At 51.8% G+C, this 24,403-nt stretch carries 21 protein-coding genes and 1 tRNA gene; 17 read left to right on the top strand and 5 right to left on the bottom strand.

Annotated elements, in window-relative coordinates:
- Window positions 1-487: 487 nt before the first annotated feature.
- Window positions 488-564 (bottom strand) — tRNA-Met (locus DHf2319_RS07975).
- 89 nt (window positions 565-653) lie between these two features.
- Between DHf2319_RS07975 and scpB the strand changes: the two genes are divergently transcribed.
- The 8 genes from scpB to typA all read left to right on the top strand — a co-directional run bounded on the left by scpB (window position 654) and on the right by typA (window position 11,261).
- On the top strand, window positions 654-1,559 hold the full coding sequence (scpB, locus tag DHf2319_RS07970; RefSeq protein ID WP_243477671.1) for an SMC-Scp complex subunit ScpB: 906 nt from the start codon (window positions 654-656) through the stop codon (window positions 1,557-1,559).
- 50 nt (window positions 1,560-1,609) lie between these two features.
- Window positions 1,610-3,103, top strand: coding sequence for a pseudouridine synthase (locus tag DHf2319_RS07965; RefSeq protein ID WP_369810245.1), 1,494 nt, complete (start codon window positions 1,610-1,612; stop codon window positions 3,101-3,103).
- Between the two features lie 156 nt (window positions 3,104-3,259).
- Window positions 3,260-3,760 (top strand): ribosome maturation factor RimP, encoded by a 501-nt coding sequence (gene rimP / locus DHf2319_RS07960; RefSeq protein WP_243477667.1) that lies wholly within the window; start codon window positions 3,260-3,262, stop codon window positions 3,758-3,760.
- Window positions 3,757-5,238 (top strand): transcription termination factor NusA, encoded by a 1,482-nt coding sequence (gene nusA / locus DHf2319_RS07955; protein WP_243477666.1) that lies wholly within the window; start codon window positions 3,757-3,759, stop codon window positions 5,236-5,238. Before rimP ends, nusA begins: the two co-directional genes overlap by 4 nt.
- Before the next feature lie 73 nt (window positions 5,239-5,311).
- The gene (gene infB / locus DHf2319_RS07950; protein WP_243477664.1) at window positions 5,312-8,197 is read left to right on the top strand and encodes a translation initiation factor IF-2; all 2,886 of its coding nucleotides are present in this window, start codon (window positions 5,312-5,314) and stop codon (window positions 8,195-8,197) included.
- A 10-nt stretch (window positions 8,198-8,207) separates the two neighbouring features.
- Complete coding sequence (rbfA, locus tag DHf2319_RS07945; protein ID WP_243477662.1) at window positions 8,208-8,597, top strand: 30S ribosome-binding factor RbfA; 390 nt, start codon at window positions 8,208-8,210, stop codon at window positions 8,595-8,597.
- Between the two features lie 37 nt (window positions 8,598-8,634).
- Window positions 8,635-9,396, top strand: a complete 762-nt coding sequence (truB, locus tag DHf2319_RS07940; RefSeq protein ID WP_243477661.1) for a tRNA pseudouridine(55) synthase TruB — start codon at window positions 8,635-8,637, stop codon at window positions 9,394-9,396.
- A 32-nt stretch (window positions 9,397-9,428) separates the two neighbouring features.
- Window positions 9,429-11,261 carry a translational GTPase TypA gene (gene typA / locus DHf2319_RS07935; RefSeq protein ID WP_243477656.1) on the top strand — a complete coding sequence of 611 codons (1,833 nt, stop codon included), beginning with the start codon at window positions 9,429-9,431 and terminating at the stop codon, window positions 11,259-11,261.
- Window positions 11,262-11,357: 96 nt separating this feature from the next.
- On the opposite strand, the gene DHf2319_RS07930 is transcribed toward typA, so the two are convergent.
- Both DHf2319_RS07930 and DHf2319_RS07925 read right to left on the bottom strand, forming a co-directional pair.
- The gene (locus tag DHf2319_RS07930) at window positions 11,358-12,839 is read right to left on the bottom strand and encodes an NAD-dependent succinate-semialdehyde dehydrogenase (protein ID WP_243477654.1); all 1,482 of its coding nucleotides are present in this window, start codon (window positions 12,837-12,839) and stop codon (window positions 11,358-11,360) included.
- 91 nt (window positions 12,840-12,930) lie between these two features.
- Window positions 12,931-13,608 (bottom strand): LOG family protein, encoded by a 678-nt coding sequence (locus DHf2319_RS07925; RefSeq protein WP_501993938.1) that lies wholly within the window; start codon window positions 13,606-13,608, stop codon window positions 12,931-12,933.
- Between DHf2319_RS07925 and polA the strand changes: the two genes are divergently transcribed.
- Together polA and DHf2319_RS07915 are read left to right on the top strand one after the other, a co-directional pair.
- Complete coding sequence (polA, locus tag DHf2319_RS07920; RefSeq protein WP_243477653.1) at window positions 13,607-16,354, top strand: DNA polymerase I; 2,748 nt, start codon at window positions 13,607-13,609, stop codon at window positions 16,352-16,354. The two genes, DHf2319_RS07925 and polA, sit on opposite strands and share 2 nt — an antisense overlap.
- A 55-nt stretch (window positions 16,355-16,409) precedes the next feature.
- Window positions 16,410-17,189, top strand: coding sequence for a dienelactone hydrolase family protein (locus DHf2319_RS07915; RefSeq protein ID WP_243477647.1), 780 nt, complete (start codon window positions 16,410-16,412; stop codon window positions 17,187-17,189).
- Between the two features lie 24 nt (window positions 17,190-17,213).
- On the opposite strand, the gene htpX is transcribed toward DHf2319_RS07915, so the two are convergent.
- Window positions 17,214-18,086 (bottom strand): protease HtpX, encoded by an 873-nt coding sequence (gene htpX, locus DHf2319_RS07910; RefSeq protein ID WP_243477639.1) that lies wholly within the window; start codon window positions 18,084-18,086, stop codon window positions 17,214-17,216.
- A 110-nt stretch (window positions 18,087-18,196) separates the two neighbouring features.
- Complete coding sequence (locus tag DHf2319_RS07905) at window positions 18,197-19,345, bottom strand: aromatic ring-hydroxylating oxygenase subunit alpha (protein ID WP_243477637.1); 1,149 nt, start codon at window positions 19,343-19,345, stop codon at window positions 18,197-18,199.
- Between the two features lie 173 nt (window positions 19,346-19,518).
- Here DHf2319_RS07905 and DHf2319_RS07900 point away from each other — a divergent pair, with 173 nt between their 5' ends.
- The 7 genes from DHf2319_RS07900 (at window position 19,519) to rplI (ending at window position 24,320) form a co-directional block, all read left to right on the top strand.
- The gene (locus DHf2319_RS07900; RefSeq protein WP_243480059.1) at window positions 19,519-19,791 is read left to right on the top strand and encodes an exodeoxyribonuclease VII small subunit; all 273 of its coding nucleotides are present in this window, start codon (window positions 19,519-19,521) and stop codon (window positions 19,789-19,791) included.
- Between the two features lie 2 nt (window positions 19,792-19,793).
- Window positions 19,794-20,714 (top strand): polyprenyl synthetase family protein, encoded by a 921-nt coding sequence (locus tag DHf2319_RS07895; RefSeq protein ID WP_243477636.1) that lies wholly within the window; start codon window positions 19,794-19,796, stop codon window positions 20,712-20,714.
- Between the two features lie 10 nt (window positions 20,715-20,724).
- On the top strand, window positions 20,725-22,602 hold the full coding sequence (dxs, locus tag DHf2319_RS07890; protein ID WP_243477635.1) for a 1-deoxy-D-xylulose-5-phosphate synthase: 1,878 nt from the start codon (window positions 20,725-20,727) through the stop codon (window positions 22,600-22,602).
- A gap of 260 nt (window positions 22,603-22,862) precedes the next feature.
- Window positions 22,863-23,240 carry a 30S ribosomal protein S6 gene (gene rpsF, locus DHf2319_RS07885; protein ID WP_243477630.1) on the top strand — a complete coding sequence of 126 codons (378 nt, stop codon included), beginning with the start codon at window positions 22,863-22,865 and terminating at the stop codon, window positions 23,238-23,240.
- Window positions 23,241-23,262: 22 nt separating this feature from the next.
- Complete coding sequence (priB, locus tag DHf2319_RS07880; protein WP_243477628.1) at window positions 23,263-23,562, top strand: primosomal replication protein N; 300 nt, start codon at window positions 23,263-23,265, stop codon at window positions 23,560-23,562.
- Between the two features lie 18 nt (window positions 23,563-23,580).
- Window positions 23,581-23,850: a 30S ribosomal protein S18 gene (gene rpsR / locus DHf2319_RS07875; protein WP_243477627.1), complete on the top strand. Its 270-nt coding sequence runs from the start codon at window positions 23,581-23,583 to the stop codon at window positions 23,848-23,850.
- Between the two features lie 14 nt (window positions 23,851-23,864).
- Complete coding sequence (gene rplI, locus DHf2319_RS07870) at window positions 23,865-24,320, top strand: 50S ribosomal protein L9 (RefSeq protein WP_243477624.1); 456 nt, start codon at window positions 23,865-23,867, stop codon at window positions 24,318-24,320.
- The last annotated feature ends 83 nt before the right edge of the window (window positions 24,321-24,403 follow it).

Below are 24,403 nucleotides of genomic sequence, written 5' to 3'. Positions count from 1 at the left end.
ACGGCTTGAGGCTTCTTGCCGTGTAGCTGTCGGTTGTTTAAGATGACCGAACCTGCCAAAGTCAAGCATGGTTGTCTTGCTGTGGCGCAGGGCCTCGCCTGGTCAAATTGAGACTTTTTGGAAATCTCTCTCCCTACAATGTGTGGTGTTGAGAGGTCAGCGTCGCCAAATTAATTTCGTCTGGATTTATCGATCGGAGTCCCGCTGCTCCCAGCCTCAGAGTTTCGGTTGGCAATCAATTGGTACTCAGTAAGCAACAAAAACGTGGATGAGTCTGAACAGTAAAACTGCTGTGGCTGTCTGGTAATACGACTCGTGTTTGTGTTTTGGCAGGGTGAAGGGCTGTTGGGTGTGCTGTGTTTAGGTATTAAGTGTGTCGCTGTGGCCAAGCACCGGCGAATGGCCGAAAGCAAAACAACTGTCAAAACAAAAGATGAAAAAAACCGGCTAGAAATGAAAAAACCGGCAGACAGCCGGCTTTTGATGTTGGTTGCGGGGGCAGGATTTGAACCTACGACCTTCGGGTTATGAGCCCGACGAGCTGCCAGACTGCTCCACCCCGCGTCTGATGGAATAAAGTATAGCAAATCGTCCCTTGCTCATCAAGTTGGGACTAGTGAAGGAAGTGGAGTCAGCGTGACTCTTGGAGAACTATGGAAGACCAGCAAGCAATAAACGTGGTAGAAACTGCGTTGCTATGTGCGGATGCGCCAATGAGCCTTGCCGCTTTGCAAAAACTGTTTGAGCCTGAAGAAGTCAGTGCAGAGCACGTTAGAGGTTGGTTAGAGGCATTGCAGATTAATTGGCAAGATCGAGGGCTGGAGCTTGTCGAGATTTCAACAGGTTGGCGGTTTCAAAGTCGTATTCAAATGCAACGTTTTTTGGAGCGACTCAATCCGGAGCGAGCTCCTAAATACTCGCGTGCGGTCTTGGAAACGCTAGCAATTATTGCTTGGAAGCAACCTGTCACGCGAGGTGATATTGAAGCTATTCGCGGTGTGACCGTCTCTTCGCAAATCATCAAAACACTCGAGGACCGCGGCTGGGTTGAGACCATAGGGCACCGTGACGGGCCGGGGCGACCTGCTTTATTAGGCACTACAAAATTATTTTTGGATGATTTAGGTCTTCGAGCACTAGACGAATTGCCCGCTCTACAACCAATCGCTGAGCAGTCTCAGCAAGACGGCGGGCTTGTGCTTGAGCAAACTCAGTCTGATTCGATTCAGCCGGGTGTGAGTGATGAGTGTGACTCCCCGACTTTGATCGACGACCAGATGGAGGCTGATGTCTTGGAACATGCCGACTCTGAATCTGACGTTTTGACATCCGATGAGGCACAAGATGATGCCGCATCGACGGAATCAGGCGTTGATCCCTCGGATCTGAACGATGGGCTAGAGACAGTCCAGCATACACCGCCGATCGCTGATCTATCCCTTTCAGTATCTGATATTCATGAAACGCAATCCGAGGAGGCTGCGCAACAGCCAAGTACAACCGAGTCTGAAGATGATTCGAATAGCCCTCATCCCATTTCCTCGCGTGAATCGGAGTAATCGTGACCGCACAACAAACAGACAATCACGCACCGGACTCGGTTGAATCGATGCCGACTGATAAGACAGAGATTGGCCACACACAGCAAGACGGTTCGGCGTCTGAGACGTCGACGCGCCCTAAAAAATCAAAATCCAGTAAGGTGCGAGCACCATTTCGGCGGCGCCGCGCACCAGTGGTGCAGGCCGCAGAGCAGGATGATGCTGCAACTGAGGCAAGATCCGCAAATCAGTCAGAGCTTGTTTCTGACGGACCGATGGTGGAGGAGGATACTCCAGCCACCGCTCTGAATTATCTCGAACAGACTCCAAAAACTGCACAACGGCTCGGTAAGTACTTGCAAAGTGAACTACTGATGCCAAAGCTGCACAAGGTTCTTGCTCAGGCTGGCATCGGGTCACGTCGAGATATGGAGGAGCTGATCATCGCTGGCCGCGTCTCGGTCAATGGTGAACCTGCTCATATCGGTCAACGCGTAAGCACATCAGATGTGGTTCGGGTTAACGGCAAACCAGTTAACCGCAACGCTAGCAAAAAGCCGCCTCGAGTCGTGCTCTATCACAAACCTGCGGGTGAAATTGTTAGTCATGACGATCCAGCCGGGCGAGCCACGGTGTTTTCAAGGTTACCGCGCATCAAAACTGGAAAGTGGCTTTCAGTGGGTCGACTCGACCTAAATACTGAAGGCTTGTTGATACTGACCACGTCAGGCGACCTGGCTAATCGACTCATGCACCCGCGTTATGGGAACGAGCGTGAATATGCAGTGCGTGTTCTAGGTGATTTGAGTGATGAAATCCGATTGAAGTTGATAGAAGGCGTCGAGCTAGATGACGGTGTAGCCCGTTTTGGTAGCGTTGAATTCCTTGGTGGCGAGGGCAGCAATCGATGGTATCGGGTCACGCTGCAAGAGGGTAGAAATCGCGAAGTGCGCCGAATTTTCGAGTCAGTGGGTTTGACAGTTAGCCGTTTGATTCGGACTCGGTTTGGCGAGATCGTTCTGCCAAATAACTTGAGGCGGGGGCGCTGGGAAGAGCTGAGCGGTGACTTGGTGAATGCCTTGTTGGTTCAAGTGGGTTTGCTAAAAGACGAGGACGACGACAGCGTAAAACGTGGTGCCCGGGGTCGGCAAGCTAAGCAGCCAGTTAGCCATGACAGTGCTTTGCCTCCAGGTTTCGGTGGTCAGAAAAAAGCGGCACCGGCGACCGGTCGTCATCGAGGGCAATCTGGCAAGCCCCGCAACGGCAAAGCAGCAGGTAGTCCTGATCCGCTGGTGACCTCTGTGATGACCGTGACAGGCGGATTTGCTAATGGCCATCCAGGAGCTGTATCAGCGGGCCGCAGGGGTAAGGGATCCTCAGCCCCGGGAAATCAACCGGTTGGTAAGCATCAAGCGCGCAAAGGGGCCCCAAAGCCTGGTAAGCCAGGTTCGAGTAAGGGGCGCAGTCAACGCAGCGGATCCGGTCCGCGACGCGACGATGATTGGCAACCATCTGGCGCTAAAGCCCATGAGTCACGACTAGGGTTTTTGAAGAACCGCTAACTACTGGAATAGTGGGCGATTCAGTCAGCGTGTGACGGGTGTTTCGTGGTAAACTCCTATGTTGAATGTTGGTTTTTCAGGTCCGTATTGTGCGCGACCTATGCGACCGACCGCCAGATACAAATGGGCTGTTCAACAGCCCATTTTTTTTAGGGTATGAAAGATTTAATCGAGTTAACCCGAGAAGCCGTCGCGGCCTTGGATTTGGAAGTCGTTGATGTAGAGCGTGCCCCTCTAGGATTGCTGCGCGTGACGATCGATCGTCCATTCACAGGGGAGGGCGGACTGGTGTCCGACATCAAAATTGAGGACTGTGAGCGCGTATCGCGACAGTTGTCGCGGGTCTTTGAGGTGGAAGGAATCGACTATCGGCGTCTCGAGGTTGGGTCACCTGGTGTGGATCGTCCTTTGAGGACCGAGCGTGATTTCGAAAGGTTTGTGGGTGAGCGTATTGATGTACGACTGAGAGACGCAGTTCAAGGTCGACGTTCGTTTCAGGGTGTTTTGCAGCGGTCTTGTGAGCAAGATGGCTCGAAGCAGTTTGTTGTTGAGTATCAGGAAAATAAGGCTGAGACCAAGCGGGTAGCGTTTGACGTCACTGACGTGGAGCGTGCAAAGCTTGATCCGCTCCTAGATTTCAAGGGTAGAAAGCGATGAGTCGCGAAATTTTGTTGCTAGTTGATGCTTTGGCGCGTGAAAAGAACGTTAGCCGTGAGGTGGTGTTCGAAGCACTAGAGGGCGCCTTGGCGTCAGCCATGAAAAAACGTTTTGATCAAGATGCTGACATACGTGTGGCTGTCGATCGAGCGACTGGCGAACACGAGGGCTTTCGTCGCTGGCTCGTCGTTCCTGATGACGCAGGACTGCAGGAACCTGATCGCCAGGAGCTTCTGACCGACGCACAAGAATCCTTCCCTGATATTCAGGTTGGCGAGTATATCGAAGAGCCAGTGGAGCCGGTTGAGTTCGGGCGAATCGGCGCGCAAGCGGCTAAGCAAGCCATCTTGCAGCGTATTCGTGATGCTGAGCGTGAGCAGATGCTCAACGACTTCTTGGAGCGCGGTGAAACCATTGTCTCTGGCACAGTCAAGAGGATGGACAAGGGCGATGCCATCGTTGAAGTTGGAAAAATAGAGGCTAGACTGCCGCGTAGCGAGATGATCCCGAAGGAGAATTTACGCTTAGGCGATCGAGTCCGCGCATGGGTTTTACGCATAGATCGTGCCGCTCGTGGTCAACAAGTGATTCTCTCAAGAACGGCACCTGAATTTATCAAGCAGCTCTTTGAGAACGAAGTGCCTGAAATTGAACAGGGGCTGCTGGAAATAAAAGGTGCAGCTCGTGATCCCGGTGTGCGTGCAAAAATTGCTGTCATTGCTTATGACAATCGCATTGATCCGATTGGTACCTGCGTCGGGATGCGTGGTTCGCGCGTGACGGCAGTTCGCAATGAGCTTGGAGGCGAACAGGTTGATATCGTATTGTGGTCTGAGGATCCTGCGCAGTTTGTGATCGGGGCTCTTGCACCAGCCAACATCGAGTCCATCCTTGTGGATGAGGATCGTCATGCCATGGATGTGGTGGTTGACGAAGAAAACCTACCCAAGGCGATTGGCTCACGGGGGCAAAATGTCCGTCTAGCATCTGATTTGACGGGTTGGCAGATCAACATCATGACGCCAGAAGAAAGCGAGAATCGTCAGGCTCAAGAGCGTGACCAACTTCGTGCCGTGTTCATGGAAAAACTTGATGTGGACGATGAGGTTGCTGAGATCTTGATTGATGAAGGGTTCACTGGCCTTGAAGAAATCGCCTATGTTCCTATCGCTGAGCTGCAGGAAATTGAGGCATTTGATGAAGATACGATCAATGAATTGCGTAGTCGAGCTCGCAATGCGCTTTTGACTGAGGCAATTGTTCAGGAAGAGCGTGTTGAGTCAGCTCAGGATTTGCTGAATATTGAAGGAATGACTGCAGAACTGGTGGCCAAGCTAAGTGCAAACGGTGTCAACACCCGCGATGACTTGGCTGATCTTGCGACTGATGAACTGGCTGAGATGGCAGAGATGCCAGCCGAGCGTGCTGCTGAGTTCATCATGGCAGCCCGGGCGCACTGGTTTGAAGGCCAGCAATGAAATAGCGTAGTGTTAGAGATCGACAGGTGACTTGGTCACCGTGTTGATCCGATCCAAGGTAAGAGAGAGTCTAATGTCGAGTACAACCGTTGCCCAGTTTGCAAATGAACTGAAAATGCCAGCCGAAGTGCTGCTTGAACAGTTACGTGCAGCGGGCGTTAATGTCGGATCGGTTGGTGATGCCGTGTCGGATGCTGATAAGGCGCAACTGCTCGAGTCACTGCGTCGTTCGCATGGTGCCAAGGATGGCAAGAAGATCACGTTGACGCGCCGTCAAACATCGGAAATTCGTCAGGCAGATGCAGCCGGGCGTTCACGAACAATCCAGGTCGAAGTACGGAAAAAGCGAGTTTTTGTAAAGCGCGATCTGGTGTCTGAGTCTGCAGAGGCCACCACACCTGAGTTAGCGGCTGAGTCAGAGGCTCAAGCAGCGGCTGAAACAGCACAAATTCCGGTTGCTCAGGATGCCCCAGGTGATTCCTCGGTTAAACAGCTGTATGAAACGGTTGTGGATGATCATCAGCAGAAAGTTGCAGATCAGGTAGACGCTGAGTCGCATCCGAAAGAGTCGTCATCCGTCGTTCAGTCGCAAGACGCTACTGATACACAGCAGGCATCTGATGAGGCGATTACCCGACCGGAAGATTCTCAGTCGCCTGCTTCAGCGCTCAGTGAGCCCGAAGCCCCGATGGCAGAAAGCGACAGCTCGACTCCAGAAGTGACGAATGCTAAGTCTGAGGCTGTTCTGGTCGAGCGCGTGGAAATCGAGCCGCAACGTACTGATAATGGCGACGAGGAGCTTTTGGCTGGTAGTGGGCAAAAGCGCAAAGAGGTATCTGATTCGAGCTTGCAGGATCGCGAAGAAGCGAGACGAAAGGCAGAGCGTGAGGCTGCGGCCCTTCGTGACATGCTGAGCCGCCCGAAAAAGGTTTTGCGAGCTGAGTCTGAGTCCGATGCTGCCGCGATCAAAGGCACACTGCACAAGCCTAGTGGCACAAAGACAGGCGATAAAAAATCCGAGGGTTCGAAAAAGACGATCAAGTCGGGTGCCGTTGCTTCAACCTGGTCGGAAGAAGCTGGTAGAAAGAAGCCAACAGGAAAGCAGGCGGTTGCACCAGCGCGGGATGGTTGGCGTTCAGGCAAGGGCGGAAAATCGAATAAGCGAGGTAAGGGTGCGCAGGTGCAGGAAGCGGCACCAGCTGAATTTGTGCAACGTGAAATTCATGTACCAGAGACCATCACGGTTGCAGATTTGGCTCACAAGATGTCAATCAAAGCTGCCGAGGTGATCAAGCATCTGATGAAACTCGGGCAAATGGTGACCATCAATCAAGTGCTCGATCAGGAAACGGCAATGATTGTCGTCGAAGAACTGGGTCACACTGCGGTCGCAGCCAAGTTAGACGACCCTGAGGCTTTCCTTGAAGAGTCTGCCGCCATTGAGTTCGAGCAAACCTCACGCGCGCCCGTCGTGACAGTGATGGGCCACGTTGATCACGGTAAGACATCACTGCTCGATTACATTCGGCGTGCCAAGGTTGCCTCTGGTGAAGCCGGTGGCATCACGCAACATATTGGTGCTTATCACGTCAAAACCGATCGTGGCATTGTGACATTTCTCGATACACCAGGCCACGAGGCGTTCACTGCTATGCGCGCCCGCGGTGCAAAGGCAACCGATATCGTAATTCTCGTGGTGGCCGCTGACGATGGCGTCATGCCGCAAACGCGTGAAGCAATCCATCATGCCAAGGCGGCAGGCGTGCCCTTGGTCGTGGCGGTTAACAAAATTGATAAGCCCGAGGCTAATCCTGATCGTGTCAAGCAAGAGTTAGTTGCTGAAGAAGTGGTGCCGGAAGAATATGGTGGAGATGTTCCATTTGTTTCGGTCTCAGCCAAGACAGGGCAGGGCATCGATGATCTGCTGGAGAACGTATTGCTGCAGGCAGAGATTCTTGAGCTCACAGCACCTGTTGACGCTCCAGCAAAAGGGTTGGTCATTGAAGCGCGCCTTGACAAAGGTCGTGGTCCAGTCGCAACCGTCTTGGTCCAGTCAGGCACATTGAATCGTAGTGATGTCGTCTTGGCTGGTGCGAGTTTCGGGCGTGTTCGTGCGATGCTTGATGAGAATGGCAAGCAGATCCAGTCGGCGGGACCGTCCATCCCGGTTGAAATTCAGGGTTTGACCGAGGTGCCTGCTGCGGGTGATGAGATTATTGCTCTGGCAGATGAGCGCAAAGCACGTGAAATCGCATTATTCCGCCAAGGCAAGTTCCGCGACGTCAAGCTTGCCAAGCAGCAAGCAGCCAAGCTTGAGTCCATGTTTGAGCAAGTCGCAGAGGGCATGCAAACGCTGTCGCTGATTGTGAAAACTGATGTTCAGGGTTCACAGGAGGCGCTAGTTGCCGCTTTGGTGAAGTTGTCGACCGAAGAGGTCAAGGTGCAAGTGGTTCATGCTGCTGTCGGTGGTGTCTCCGAGAGTGATGTCAACTTAGCCATTGCATCTGGTGCTGTCATCATCGGATTTAATGTCCGAGCTGATCAAAGCGCCAAGAAATTGGCTGAAAATAATGGTGTAGACATCCGTTACTACAACATCATCTATGACGCGGTCGACGAGGTTAAAGCAGCGATGTCCGGCATGCTTGCACCTGAACGCCGTGAAGAAGTTATTGGCATGGTCGATGTGCGTGAGGTCTACCACATCTCCAAGATAGGTTCAGTGGCGGGATGTATGGTCACAGATGGTTTGGTCCGTCGTGATGCTCAGGTACGTTTGCTGAGGGATAATGTGGTGATCTGGACTGGCTACATTGATTCTCTGCGCAGATTCAAGGATGATGTCAAAGAAGTAAAGTCTGGGTTTGATTGCGGTATTACCCTGAAAGGTAACAACGATCTCAAGGTTGGCGATCAGTTCGAGGTCTTTGAAGTTCGTGAAGTTGCACGTACGCTTTGAGGCCGACTGAATGACGCGTCATAAGCAAAAAGTGACCGGCGGGCGCAATGTGCGTCTCGCTGATCAAATCCAAAAGGATTTGGCACACTTGATCCAGCGTGAGATTGATACCAGCCGGTATGGTTTGATTACATTGTCTGGTGTTGATTTATCTGCTGACTACGCGCACGCGAAGGTTTACTTCACAGTATTGGGTGCTGAGCCATCAGTTGCTCAAAAAGCTCTTGATGAAAAGGCCGGGTGGTTGCACGCCCAGTTGTTCAAACTGCTGCATATTCACACTGTGCCAACCTTGCGTTTCTATCATGATCCTCAAGTTGAGCGTGGCATCGAGATGTCCAAGTTGATTGATCAGGCGAATTCGGGTCAAGCTGCTGTGGACAAAGAAGGTATTGACTGAGACGCTCATTCGGGCATTCTGGGTTGGGTAGACGCTAATGCGTAAACGTCGTGGGCAGGTTATTGACGGATTGGTTCTGGTCAATAAGCCTGTAGATTGGTCAAGCAATCAGGTTTTACAGCGCGTCAAGCGAGTTGTGGACGCACAAAAGGCTGGGCATACTGGCACGCTCGATCCGTTTGCCACCGGGTTGTTGATTTGTTGTCTTGGTAAGGGTACCAAGATCGCCGGCCAGATGCTTGATGCTGACAAACAGTACATCGCGACACTAAAGTTCGGTCAGGAAACAGACTCTGGTGACCTGACTGGTGAGGTCGTGGTGGATTTGGGTGTAGATTTTTGTGCGCCGACGCAAGCGCAACTGTCAGCGGTGTTGCAACAATTTGTGGGTACGATCGAGCAAGTACCGCCGATGACGTCGGCACTGAAGCATAAAGGTAAGCCGCTCTATGAGTATGCCCGTAAAGGCATTGAAATCGAGCGTGCGCCTCGTGAGGTGGTGATTCATAAACTGCAATTGCTTGAGTTTGACAGTCAGTACGCGAAAGTATTGGTTGATTGCAGCAAAGGTACCTATGTAAGAACCTTGGCGCAGGATATCGGTCGTGCGTTAGGTTGTAGAGCCCACTTAGTGGCACTGGAACGCACCCGTATAGGTGACTTCAGTATTGAAGACGCGTGGACTTTGCCAGCGCTGGAGTCACTTGATGCGCCGACTGATGCAGTGTTGAGTTTGGATCAGTTGCCACCGTCATGTCGACTGCCTGGCGCTGGCAGTGTTGGATGTGGCAGTCGATAGTATCGGTATTTATTGATTAATAAGGAATGATTATGTCACGCGCTTTGCGTAATGTCGCCATCATCGCTCACGTGGATCACGGCAAAACGACGTTGGTTGACCAGTTATTGCGTCAATCAGGCACTTTCCGTGAGAACCAGCAGCTTGATGAGCGTGTAATGGACTCAAATGACCTAGAACGCGAGCGTGGTATCACTATCCTTGCTAAAAACTGCGCCGTTCAGTACGAGGGTACTCATATCAACATTGTTGATACTCCAGGGCATGCGGATTTCGGCGGCGAGGTTGAGCGAGTCTTGTCGATGGTGGACGGTGTTTTGTTGCTGGTGGACGCCGTTGAGGGCCCAATGCCCCAAACACGTTTCGTGACACGTAAAGCGCTGGCCTTAGGCCTAAAGCCGATTGTGGTGGTCAATAAGATTGATCGTCCCGGTGCGCGCCCAGATTACGTCGTCAATGCAACGTTTGATCTATTTGACAAGCTCGGTGCAACTGAAGAGCAACTGGATTTCCCAGTGATTTATGCATCTGGTCTTGATGGTTACGCTGGACTAGAGCCTAGCGTTCGCGACGGTGATATGCGCCCCTTGTTTGAGGCAATTTTGCAGTATGTGCCAGTGCGTAACGATGATGCTGATGGTCCGTTGCAACTACAGATTATCTCGCTTGATTACAGCAGCTATGTCGGCAAGATCGGGGTTGGACGTATCAACCGCGGACGAATCAAGTCTGGCATGGAAGTCGTTTATCAGTTTGGTCCTGATGGTCAGGCTGGCAAAGGCCGAATTAACCAGGTCTTGAAGTTTCAGGGGCTAGAGCGCGTATTAGTTGATCAAGCACAGGCTGGCGATATTGTGCTGATCAATGGTATCGAGGATCTGGGTATTGGCTGCACGGTAATGGATCCGTCAGTTATCGAACCATTGCCGATGTTGCGAATTGACGAGCCAACACTTGTGATGAACTTCATGGTCAACACATCACCGCTTGCCGGCCGTGAAGGAAAGTTCGTCACCAGTCGCCAGGTCCGTGATCGACTTGACCGTGAGTTAAAAGCCAATGTGGCTTTGCGTGTGCGTGATACGGATGACGACACCGTATTTGAGGTCGCCGGCCGCGGTGAATTGCACTTGACGATTTTGCTAGAGAATATGCGACGCGAGGGCTATGAGTTGGCTGTGTCGCGGCCTCGAGTAGTTTTTAAAGAGGTTGACGGTGTTCGATGCGAGCCGTTTGAACTGCTGACCTGTGATGTTGAGGATGCTCACCAGGGAGCCGTTATGGAGGAGCTTGGCCGCCGTAAAGGTGAATTACAAGACATGCAATCCGATGGTCGAGGGCGCACCCGTCTGGAATATCGAATACCTGCTCGCGGTTTGATCGGCTTTCAGAGCGAGTTTCTGACATTAACCCGAGGCACCGGTCTCATGAGTCATATATTTGATGACTACGCACCAGTAAAAGAGGGTTCGGTTGGCGAGCGTCGCAATGGGGTATTAATCAGTCAGGACAACGGTGAGGCTGTGGCTTATGCGTTATGGAAGCTACAAGAGCGTGGTCGGATGTTTGTCAGCCCAGGAGAGTCGCTCTACGAAGGCATGATCATTGGTATTCACAGTCGTGATAATGATTTGGTCGTTAATCCTATCCGTGAAAAAAAGCTTACCAACGTACGTGCATCGGGTAAGGACGAGCACATTGATTTGACGCCGCCAGTCAAACTGACGCTTGAATACGCAGTTGAGTTCATCGATGATGATGAGCTCGTTGAGGTCACGCCTAAGTCAATCCGCCTGCGTAAGCGATATTTGCAAGAGCACGAGCGTCGTCGAATGTCTCGTGAGGCAGCTGCATCGTCATCGTAAGTGCTCTATGACATGTGATTTAACAAAAAGTCCGGACCAGCTAAATCACTCGGTCCGGACTTTTTGATTGTCTATGGCACATGGGGTTTTACGTTATTAAATGCCGCCAATACAAACGTATTTCATCTCAAGAAAATCGTCTATGCCGTAAACCGAACCTTCGCGGCCTAAACCCGATTGCTTGACCCCGCCAAACGGTCCAACCTCACTGGAAATAATCCCGGCATTCACCCCGATAATTCCATATTCGAGTGCTTCAGCAGTCCGGAAAATGCGTCCGATGTCCCGACTGTAGAAATAAGCGGCTAATCCAAACTCAGTGTCATTGGCTTGTTTAATCACGTCAAGGTCATCCTCGAACTTGACAATGGGCGCCACCGGGCCAAATGTTTCCTCCCGCATACAAATCATGTCGCGATTGACGTTCGTCAGCACGGTAGGCTCGTAAAAGCGTCCACCACGGTCATGGCGTTTACCGCCTGTGAGCACTTTTGCTCCTTTAGCCAAAGCATCTTTGACATGCTCTTCTACTTTTGCAATGGCAGCGTCATCAATCAAAGGCCCTGTGGTGATATCGTGCTCAAAACCTTCTCCGACCTTGAGGCGCTGTTTCACCGCTTGTGCGAGTTTGTCAGCAAACGCGTCGTATACCTTGGCATGTACATAAAAGCGATTGGTGCACACGCAAGTTTGCCCAGCATTGCGATATTTGGATGCCAAGGCTCCCTCGACAGCAGCGTCAAGGTCAGCATCATCAAACACGATGAAAGGAGCGTTGCCGCCAAGCTCTAGCGATAACTTTTTAATGGTAGGTGCACTTTGTTGCATCAGGATGCGACCAACCTGAGTGGAGCCGGTGAACGTTAATTTGCGCACCACCGGGCTATCACACAGCACTTTACCCATGGCGATAGACTGTTCGCTATCACCGGTCACAATGTTCAGCACACCGGCTGGTACGCCAGCCTGTTGTGCTAGTTCAGCGAGCGCAAGCGCTGAAAGAGGCGTTTGTTCGGCAGGCTTGAGCACCACGGTGCAACCGGCAGCTAAGGCCGGTGATACCTTACGTGTGATCATGGCAATCGGGAAATTCCATGGTGTGATGGCTGCACAAACGCCGATAGGCTCACGTAACACCAGAATACGAGAATTAGGCATCGGCGCATCAATCGTGTCACCCATGATCCGTTTGGCCTGTTCAGCAAACCACTCAACGAATGAGGCACCGTATGCGACTTCGCCCTTGGCTTCAGGAAATGGCTTGCCTTGCTCCAAGGTCATGATGCGCGCGAGATCATCGGCGTTTTGGTTGATGAGATCAAACCATTTGCGCAAAATGCCAGCACGGGCCTTGCCGGTTAATGCCCGCCATGCAGGCCAGGCCGAATTGGCAGCTGAGATAGCCTGATGGGCTTGCTCTGATCCAAGATTGGTGACTTGCGCAATGGTTTGTCCAGTGGCGGGGTTATCAACAGCGAATACAGCGTTATGGGGGGCATCGATCCATTTGCCGTCAATGTAGGCTTGTGTGCGCCATAAAGCTGGATTGTCGAGTTTGATTGGTAGAGCTGCGGACATTGATGTGAACCTCATGTTGTGTACGTCAAAACATTCCCACCTAGTGTATAGCTGCTGACGCGGTTAGCGAAATAGCAGATGAACTCTCCCGCTAGCGGGGCAGGCTGCTTGGACGGTTGGCCTCCGATAAGTGGGCGTATTCGTAGGCAAGTACCAGGTCCACGACAGCCTGAGGGTCATCTTCAACCTGAAAAAGTTTCATGTGACCTGGCGTTACCATATCCAGGCTAAGCACTTCACGCTCGATCCAGTCGATCAGGCCAGCCCAAAACGAACGCCCCATCAATATGACCGGACCCCGAGGGATTTTGCCGGTCTGAATCAATGTCAGTGCCTCGAACAGTTCGTCAAGGGTGCCAAATCCACCCGGCAACGAAATATAGGCCATGCTGTGCATAAAAAAAGTTGCCTTGCGCGAATAGAAATATTCGAATTGCAAGTCAATGCTTTGAAACGGATTATTGCTTTGTTCGGCGGGCAAACGGATATTTAGACCTACACTGGTGCCGCCAGCTTCATAAGCGCCTCGATTGGCCGCTTGCATGATCCCTGGTCCGCCACCGGCGATAACGGCTAATCCGGCACGTGCCAACCGGTCCCCAAGCTCCTGCGCTAATGCACAATAAGGGGAGTCTGGCGGTAATCTGGCACTGCCAAAGACGCTGGCCGCGGGCCCGATTTTTGAGAGTGCCTCGGCGGCGCGCACCAACTCTGACATAATTTGAGGTGTTTGCTCGATGGCGGGCATAGATTTGTGGTTCTGATTCATGAAAAAAAACCTGTTGCTAGTCGATGGCTCGAGTTATTTGTACCGTGCATATCATGCCATGCCTGACTTAAGAAATGCGCAGGGTGAGCCAACCGGCGCCCTGTATGGCGTGATCAACATGATGCGTAAGCTGATTCAAGATTACCAGCCTGACTATGCTGCGTGCGTGTTTGATGTCAAAGGCAAAACATTTCGTGAGGATATGTACGATCAGTACAAAGCCAACCGCGCTGCGATGCCTGAGGATTTGGCTACTCAAATCGAACCTATCCATCAAGCTGTTGCTGCGCTTGGTTGGCCGGTGGTGGGTATTACAGGGGTTGAAGCCGATGATGTGATTGGCACGCTGGCCAGAGTGGCGCACGAGCATGGCGTAAAAACCATCATTTCAACAGGCGATAAAGACCTTGCGCAACTTGTCACGCCCGATTGCATTCTGGTGAACACCATGAATGGTGAAACGCTCGATCCAGAAGGCGTGAAGGCCAAGTTTGGGGTGTCACCAGACCGTATCGTGGATTATTTGATGCTGGTTGGTGATGCTGTCGATAATGTGCCGGGTGTTAACAAAGTTGGCCCGAAGACTGCTGTCAAATGGCTTGACGCTTATGGGGATATAGACAACTTGATTGCCAAGGCTGATGAAGTATCTGGTGCCGTGGGAAACAATTTACGAGCCGCCCTGGATCAGTTTGCTCTAACGCGTGATTTGCTCACGGTGCGCACAGATTGCGATTTACCGTCCGAATTGCTGTCAATTGAATCTCTGACACCAAAGCCTGCTGACAAAGATAAACTCATACAGATTTATGAGCGTTATGGATTTCGCACTTGGTTGCGTGAGTTAACGGGCCAAAGTGATCAGATTCCTCGTGGCGATAGTCGAGTAGTGCGGCATGAAGATGGTGCGACAAGCCAAGACACCATTGCATCGCAGCAAATCGAGACTAACTATGAGACAGTTACCACGCTTGAGCAAGCCAAGCACTGGTTAGCGTCAGTGCAGCAGGCTGATTTGGTTGCCTTTGACACTGAGACGACTTCACTGGATGGCATGCAGGCGAGGCTGGTCGGGTTTTCTTTAAGCATAGAGGCAGGCAAAGCCTGCTATGTACCACTGGCACACCGCGGGCCACAGAGTGTGGATCAGCTGTCCAAAGATGAGATCCTGGCACTTTTTAAGCCCTGGTTTGAGTCAAATGAGCCAACCAAACTGTTACATCATGCGAAGTACGACATGCATGTTTTGGCTAATGAAGGCATCGCTTTGTCCGGGGTCGCCCATGACACCATGCTGCAGGCTTATGTGCTCGAATCCCATCGCAGCGTCGCTTTGGATCAGTTGTCTGAACGCTGGCTCGGTTTAAAAGGGTTGAGCTATCAGGATATCTGTGGCAAAGGCGCGCAACAAATCGGTTTTGATGAGGTGTCGATTGAGCAGGCCAGTCAATATGCTTGTGAGGATGCGGATTACACGCGTAGGTTGCATGAATTACTGTACCCCCAGATTCAAGCCAGCGATGATCTGTCACGTATTTATGAATTAGAACTGCAGGTCAGTGGTGTGCTTTGGCAGATCGAGCGCACAGGCGTACGTGTAGATGTCAGTGTTTTGCAAAAACAAAGCCAATCGCTCGGAGAGCAGCTAATCAATCTTGAGAAACGAGCATATGAGCTTGCGGGGCAGCCTTTTAACCTGAACTCGCCCAAGCAACTCGGCGAGATTTTGTTTGGCCAAATGCAGTTGCCAGTGGTCCGCAAAACAGCCAGTGGGACACCATCAACTGATGAAGAGGTACTCAGTAAGCTTGCACTCGATTACCCGCTACCCAAACTACTGTTGCAGTACCGTGGGCTTGCCAAGTTAAAGTCAACCTATACCGACAAGCTACCCAAAATGGTCAACGCCAAGACCGGTAGGGTGCACACTAATTACGCCCAGGCGGCTGTTATTACTGGACGACTTTCTTCGTCTGATCCTAACTTGCAGAACATTCCAATTCGTACGCCAGAGGGCAGGCAGGTACGACAGGCCTTTATTCCAACTTATGGGCAGGGCAAGCTGGTCTCTGCGGATTACTCGCAGATCGAGTTGCGAGTGATGGCGCATGTGTCTGGTGATCAAGGGATGCGCGAAGCATTTGCAAATGCTGAAGACATTCACCGTGCGACCGCTGCAGAGGTGTTTGGCGTTGCACTGAATGAAGTGACTGCAGATCAAAGACGGACAGCGAAGACCATTAATTTCGGATTGATCTATGGCATGGGTGCCCACGGATTGGCTAGCAATTTAGGCATCACGCGCGAGGCGGCACAAAGTTATATCGATCGTTACTTTACGCGCTATCCAGGTGTTGCTCAGTACATGGCCGACACCAAAGCAAAGGCACATGAACAAGGCTATGTCCAGACTGTGTTTGGTCGCAGGCTATGGCTGCCTGACATTAACGCTGGGGGTGCGCGACGAGCTGGTGCTGAGCGGGCAGCCATCAACGCCCCCATGCAGGGTACGGCGGCTGACCTAATTAAAATGGCCATGGTAAAGGTGCAACACTGGATTCAGACCGAACATCTCCAGAGTCGAGTCATCATGCAGGTGCATGATGAGCTTGTGCTTGATGTGACCGCAGATGAGTTGGTTATGGTGTGTGAGCAATTGCCCCGGTTGATGTGTGATGTGGCTCAGTTGACAGTCCCCTTGGTGGCTGAGGTCGGACAGGGTGATAATTGGGACCAAGCGCATTAATCACTCAGTTTGATTCAGATGATTCCGCTGTCTTGATTAGTAAGGAGTGGCTACGATGGCAAATAAAGAGAATCTTCCTATCCATACGCCAGAAGATGGCATAAAGACGCTCTGGGTTGAGGTCGCTGCAGGGGGTGTGGATGTGCCCGCGTATGTGGCAATGCCTCAGAAGGCAGGGCGATTTCCGGTTGTGTTAGTGATTCAGGAGATATTTGGAGTTCACGAACACATTCAGGATATCTGTAGACGATTCGCTCACGAGGGATATTTGGCCATCGCTCCGGAGTTGTACCAGCGTCAGGGCAAGCCGCAGGATTACGCCGATGTCCCGAGCTTGATAGCTGGGATCGTTAGCAAAGTCCCCGATGAGCAGGTGATGGCTGATCTTGATGCTTGTCTGGTTTGGGCAGGCCAGCACAGTGGCGATCTGATGCGAGTGTTTGCCACCGGTTATTGTTGGGGTGGCCGTATTACTTGGCTCTATGCCGCACATCAACCGATGTTACGCGCGGCAGTGGCATGGTACGGCCGTTTAACAACAGGTCATGGACCATTACAAGTCACTAATCCAATCGATGTTGTCGATCAAATCGACGCACCTGTGCTTGGTCTGTACGGGGCACTCGATGCGGGCATCCCCTTGGCTGACGTAGATTCCATGCGATCCGCACTACATGCAGGTTCTACTAAAGCCAAGGCCAGCGAAATTGTGGTCTACGAGAATGCCGATCACGGTTTTTTTGCAGACTACCGTCCGATGTATAACCAGAAGGCGGCCAAAGATGCATGGCAACGCTGCCTGGCTTGGATGCAGTCACACGGGCCTGCGACCTAATTGTCGCAGGCGATGTGATACAACTTAGAGTGCCCGCAATGCAGCAATACGCTGCTCGATCGGTGGGTGTGTGGCGAATAGGGCGGCGATGCCACCGCCGCCACTAATCCCGGCGGCTTCAAAACTGCGGGGCAATTCGCCTGGGGTCATGTTGCCTAATCGAGCCAAGGCCTTGATCATGGGTTCTCTGGACTGTAGCAACCGTGCTGAGCCCTCGTCAGCTCGGTATTCCCGCTGCCGGGAAAACCAGGCAACGATGATGCTAGCTAGCACGCCAAAGATGATCTCCGAGACAATCACAGCAGCGAAATATCCAATGCCCAATCCGCGATCATTTTTCAGAATCACTCGGTCAACGAAGTAGCCCACGATTCTTGCAAAAAACACAACGAAGGTATTAAGAACACCTTGGATGAGGGTGAGCGTGACCATGTCACCATTGGCGATGTGGGCAACCTCGTGGCCCAACACGGCAGTGACCTCTTCTTCGGTCATGCCTTGCAGCAAACCTGTCGATACAGCTACCAATGAACTATTCTTAAACGCGCCAGTTGCAAACGCATTAGGAGCGCCTTCGTAGATGGCTACTTCAGGTCTGCCAATTTGAGCCTTATCAGCTAGTTGGTGGACGGTTTGCACTAACCACGCCTCGCGTGCATTGCCTGGCGCACTCGGATCGATCACCCGCGCCCCGGTACTGAATTTAGCGACAGGCTTACTGATTAGCAGGGAAATGAATGCACCACCAAACCCGATGATTGCAGAAAATACCAGCAAAGTCTGTATGTCCAAGCCCTGAGGGGTCAGGAAGCGATTCGCGCCAGTAATGTTCAGCACGATGCCTAACACAATCAAGATTGCCAGGTTTGTGGCTAGAAAAAGCACAATTCGTTTCATGGCGAGTGTCTTAACCAGTTGAAAATGAAAGCGAAATGTTAGACGAAAAAAATGGCTGACAGTTCAAAACTATCAGCCATTTTTTATAAAACCCTATTCAAAACTAGGCTTTATTTTCCATGTTGCATCATGGAGTCATACCACTCATGAAAGTGCTGCATGCCATCCTCCATCGGTGACTGGTACGGTCCTGTTTCAACGTCACCTCGATCGTAAAGAGCCTTGCGGCCAGCGTCCATCCGTTCCGCGATCTCATCGTCTTCAACCGCAGTTTCCATGTAGGCCGCTTGCTGAGCCTCAACAAATTCACGCTCGAACTCTGCAATTTCTTCTGGATAGTAAAACTCGACCACGTTCACCGTCTCTTGCGGCGAGATCGGGTATAGGGTGGAGAGCACCAGCACATGAGGATAGAGCTCAATCATGTGGGTCGGGAAGTATGTAACCCAGATGGCACCAAAATCGGGTGCCTGACCTTGTCTAAACTCCAATAGCTTGTCATGCCAGGTTCTATATGCAGGCGAACCTGGCTGCGACAGGGCGCGATGGACCCCCACTTTCTGAACACTGAAAAACGGGGCAAATTCCCAAGTTAAGTCGTCGCAACTAACAAAATGCCCGAGACCTGGGTGAAATGGCTCAACGTGGTAGTCCTCAAGGTAGACCTCGATAAAGGTTTTCCAGTTGTAGTGGCAAGGATGTACTTCCGCGTGGTCAAAGACGTAATCCGAGAAATCGAATTCGGGCCGTTTGAACAGCCTTTCCATGTCCTGGGCAGGGTGACGTGCGCCTTCGAACAAAAGCCCATGACAGTTTTGAAGCGGATAGCGATTCAGGTTCAGACAAGGCGTTTCATCGAAATGTGGCGCCCCAAGCAAAATGCCTTTGTCATCGTAGGTCCAGCGGTGCAGCGGACAAACGATATTGCCGCCTGTGCTTGATAAGTTACCACTGATGTTGGTACTACCCGTTACATTGCCTGTCTCGCCCCCTAACATCAAGGCCTGCCGGTGACGGCAGACATTGGAGATGAGCTCAATGCCGCTCTTGCCATGCACGAGCGCGCGAGCATTTTTTTCTTGGGGCAGGGCTCGCCAGTCCCCTGGCTGGGGGATGGTTTTCTCATGGCCGACGTAAATGCTCGCATGGTTGAAAATGCGTTTGCGTTCCTGCTCAAGCACAAGCTCATCGAAGTACACATTGGGCGACAACTGAGAAAGAGCCGGCGAAATATGCGCTTTGCGACCTGGATCGGTCATGATTCCCTCCGCAGTGAAAAAAAAAGCCAGCAGGAATAACCTCTCTGGCGCGAAGAAAAACCGGATACCCGATTAATTCGTCATTGTACCCGAAGGGGCGGCTTGCGGAACCCGGTTAAAATGAAACCTTGCGCCATATCAGGGTTTTTGTGGGAATTCAATTTTGGGAGGGTGTGTTGGCGAGCAAACAGAAAGGGACTGATGCTGAGCCGGGGCAGGCACCTGGAAATTTTGAGCAAGCACTAGCCGAGCTAGAGAAAATTGTTGCGTCCATGGAGTCGGGTGAGATGAGCCTGGAGGCGTCAATGGCAGCCTATGAACGCGGCGTTGAGCTAGCACGAGCCTGTCAGCTTCAATTACAAAAAGCTGAGCAACAAGTGCGGGTGCTTGAGCAGGATCTTCTGCGACCGATGGAGTCTAGCCAAGCTCAAGAGGATGAGGGTTAACTATGAAGCTTGAAGCTGCCTCGACCAGTTCAGCCATCGAAGGCTGGATTGCCGAGCGTGCTCAACAGGTAGACGATTGTCTTAAAAACCTGTTGCCAGGTGATGATATTGACCCAGCACCATTGCATGCAGCGATCAGATGGGCAAGCGTGGGTGCAGGTAAGCGTGTAAGAGCCTGCATGGTTTATGCAGCTGCCCACGCTTGTCATGTCGGGCCAGATGCGAATCTGCAAAAAGCACTTAATTTGGCTGCTTGTGCTGTCGAGTTAGTACATGCCTATTCGTTGATTCATGATGACTTGCCTTGTATGGACGACGATTCCATGCGGCGTGGCAAACCCTCGACCCATGTCGAGTTCGGTGAGGCCATGGCGTTACTGGCTGGCGACGCCATGCAGCCTTTGGCGTTTGAATGGTTAAGCGAAATGCCCATTGCCCCTGCTTTGGTGGTTCAAGCGGTGCACACGCTGGCCGTCGCGATAGGAAGCCAGGGTATGGCTGGTGGTCAGGCGGTCGATCTGTTGAGTACCGGCCAAAAACTTGATGAGCAAATGTTGGCGCAAATGCACGCCAAAAAAACAGGTAGCTTACTGGCAGCCTGTGCGCAAATCGGCGCAATTATTGTTGGCGCTGGTTCGTCACAACGAGAAAGTCTGAGGGCTTACTCAAACGCCATTGGTTTGGCATTTCAGGTAGTCGATGATGTGCTGGATGCGACAGCCCCATCAGAGCAGCTCGGTAAAACCGCGGGAAAGGATGCGGCTGCCGACAAAGCGACTTATGTGAGTCTATTTGGGATTGATGGTGCAACAGCGTTGGTAACTGAGCTGCACCAACAGGCTTGTGAAGCTATTTTGACGTTTGGTAAACGTGGTGAACACTTGCGCGGATTAGCTGACTTCATCGTGCAGCGCGCCTACTGAAGGACCCGGGATGTCTTACGAACTGTTGGAAACCATTAATTCGCCGCAACAACTCAGAGCGCTTGAGCGCAAGGAGCTCGAACCGCTGGCAGTTCAGTTGCGCCAATTTATCCTGGAGTCGGTTTCTCAGACGGGTGGTCATTTGTCGTCCAATTTGGGAACTGTCGAGCTGACCATTGCTTTGCATTATGTTTTTAATACGCCTGAAGACCGAATCGTCTGGGATGTGGGACATCAGTCCTATCCTCATAAAATTTTGACCGGACGGCGTGAGCAAATGTCAGGACTTCGCCAGTACGGCGGTTTGTCCGGGTTTCCCAAGCGCAGCGAATCCGCATTTGATGCCTTTGGTACAGCGCACTCTTCGACCTCCATTTCTGCAGCGTTGGGAATGGCGGTGGCATCTCGCAACGCCGGTATCAACCGCCAGCATATTGCGGTCATTGGTGACGGAGCCATGTCCGCGGGCATGGCCTTTGAAGCGATGAACAACGCTGGTGTGACACCCGATGTCAATTTGTTGGTGATACTGAACGACAATGACATGTCTATTTCCCCGCCGGTTGGTGCGCTAAATCATTATTTGGCCAGACTGCTGTCCGGGCAGTTTTATGCGGCGGCCAAGAATATGGGGAGAGCAGTGTTGCAGCATATGCCGCCTGTGCTGGAGCTTGCTCGCCGATTTGAGGAGCACGCCAAGGGCATGATCATGCCGGCGACTTTGTTTGAAGAGTTCGGTTTTAACTATGTCGGCCCAATTGATGGCCATGATCTAAGCGCTTTGTTGCCAACGTTACAAAACCTGCGTGAACTTGGTGGGTTGCAGTTCTTGCATGTGGTGACCAAGAAAGGCCAAGGCTATAAGTTGGCCGAGGCTGATCCTGTGCTTTATCACGGGCCTGGAAAGTTTGACCCGGAAGTTGGTATTCAAAAGTCCAAAGTGCCGGCTAAACCGACTTTTACGCAGATTTTTGGTCAGTGGCTCTGTGATATGGCTCAGGCAGATGAGCGTTTGGTGGGCATCACGCCAGCCATGCGCGAAGGCAGCGGTCTCGTGGAGTTCGAAAAACGCTTTCCCAAACGTTATTTTGATGTTGGCATCGCAGAGCAACATGCCGTCACTTTTGCTGCTGGTATCGCGTGTGAAGGGCAAAAGCCGGTAGTCGCAATATATTCGACGTTTCTGCAGCGCGGCTATGATCAATTGATTCACGATGTTGCGCTGCAAAATCTGGATGTCACCTTCGCGCTTGATCGGGCAGGGCTCGTGGGTGCAGATGGAGCCACGCATGCTGGTAACTACGACATTGCTTACTTACGCTGTATTCCAAATATGGTGATCGCGACCCCGTCGGATGAGAACGAAACTCGACTTTTGTTGACGACTTGTTATGAGTACTTAGGTCCCGCGGCAGTGCGATACCCCCGTGGCAGCGGCAGAGGTAGCGATATTGTTGCGAAACTTGAGTCGGTTCAGATCGGTAAAGCGGTGGTGCGCAGACAGGGCAAGCGGTTGGCTTTGCTGGTGTTTGGCACTTTGCTCCCGGACGCGGCACAGGTTGCCGATGAACTTGATTTCACATTAGTAGATATGCGGTTCGTCAAGCCGCTCGATGAGGAAACTTTGCTTGATTTGTCGAAAAATCATGAAGGGTTCGTCACCATTGAGGAAGCTTGCATTATGGGTGGAGCCGGTAGCGCCGTGACTGAAACGCTGAATGCCCAAGGCGTGCTCATGCCAGTGCTGCAAATCGGACTCGCCGATGAGTTTATTGACCACGGTGACCAAGGTCTCTTGCGAAGTAAGGCAGGTCTTGACGCCTCGGGTATACGAGCCAGTATCCAGAGGCGCTTTGGGGACGATATTTCTAAGGTAAACGCAGCTTAACTGGTAGTCGGGTGCGTCCGCGCAAACGATGCGGATCCGCTGAGTGATCCGACTAGGTGAATCGACCGATTTGGTGCCCGGCCGTCTGGTGCTTGCGATAATGTGGTGTTTACTTGCGGTGCGTATATAAACATGCGACAATTGAAGGCTTTTGTGACTTTTTAGGTCACGGCTAAACCTGCTCGACTTTGTCTAAATGAAGACAAAGCGGGCTACTTCGACCGATATTGGTCAGTAACCATAGGCAAAGGAGTATTTGCATGCGCCATTACGAAGTGGTTTTTATTGTGCATCCTGATCAAAGTGAACAGGTGCCCGCGATGACGGAGCGTTACCAGGCTCTGATCACGAGTAACAGCGGTAAGGTACATCGACTAGAGGATTGGGGCCGCCGTCAGCTCGCTTATCCCATTCAGAAGCTAGTCAAGGCACATTATGTCTGCATGAACATTGAGTGCGGTCAGTCAACACTCGAAGAATTAGAGCATTCCTTCCGATACAACGATGCGGTGTTGCGTCATCTGGTCATCAAGACGGCAGCAGCCCCGAACGGACCATCAGTCATGATGAAGTCGGTCGAAAGAGAAGAGGCTCGTAAAGCTGCCGAGCCAGCTGCTCCAGCCGAAGAGTCCAATTAATCCGGCCTAAAAGAGCAGTTGTTTGAATCAAGTCACTATCACGGGTGAGCTCATTGAGCGATCCGCTTTGAGATACACACCAGCTGCAGTTGCTGTTCTAGATCTCAAGGTTCTTCATAGTGAGTCAGTTGATCAGGCAGGTGTCTCAAGAATGGTCAAGTTTGAAATGCCGGTGGTAGCAATGGGTGATTTGGCGCTGATGTGGCAGTCAGCCGTGTTGGGTCAGATCCTGAAAGTAGAAGGTTTTTTGGCAGCAGCTCGCCAAAACTCTCCCAGACTTGTATTGCACGCCAAGCGAATCGGTGTTTCATCAAACGTTTAATCGAAAGAGGTGTCCAAGATGGCATTCGCAGGTCGTAAAGAAAAAAAGAAATTTACTCAACAAAACCCTTTGTTCAAGCGCCGTAAATTCTGCCGTTTCTCGGCAGCCGGTATTGATCAGATCGACTACAAAGATCTCGATACACTGCGCGACTTTATCCAAGAAAATGGCAAGATTATTCCTGCTCGTTTGACTGGCACCAAGGCTCATTATCAGCGTCAGCTTGACACCGCGGTCAAGCGTGCCCGTTTTCTGGCACTGTTGCCGTTCACTGACAACCATAAGTAATCTGGGGAGCTATCATGCAAGTCATTCTGCTTGAAAAAATCGTAAATGTCGGCAACCTCGGTGATGTTGTGCGTGTTCGCGACGGTTATGCCCGCAACTTCTTGATTCCTCAGAAAAAAGCACGCCGTGCCACTGAAGCGGCGCTCAAGGAATTTGAGCAGCGCCGCGCGGAACTTGAGCGCGTTCAGGCTGAGCGTTTAGCGGCTGCTCAGGCGCTCGCAGGCCGTATGGAAGGCCTGGTGCTTAACATGCTGCAAAAAGCTGGTGTCGATGGACGCCTGTTCGGCTCTGTTACCAACATGGACATTGCCACGGCCTTGGTCGAAAAAGGGTTCGAGGGTGTCGCTAAAAGCCAGGTTCGGTTGCCGGATGGCGCCATCAAGGCAATTGGTGAGTATCAGGTACAGGTTGCTTTGCACCCTGACGTGGTTTCTGACATTCTCATCAAGGTTGAAGGCGAATTAGTGTAAAACCAGGCGTTTGAGTGTTAAAAAAATGGCACGGTGATACCGTGCCATTTTTATCTGAACGTCCCGAGTTCCGTCCAAGCCAA

Source organism: Orrella daihaiensis (assembly GCF_022811525.1).
Taxonomy (GTDB): Bacteria; Pseudomonadota; Gammaproteobacteria; order Burkholderiales; family Burkholderiaceae_B; genus Algicoccus; species Algicoccus daihaiensis.
Note: the sequence above shows the minus strand (reverse complement) of the source record. Positions and strands in the feature narration are given on the sequence as shown.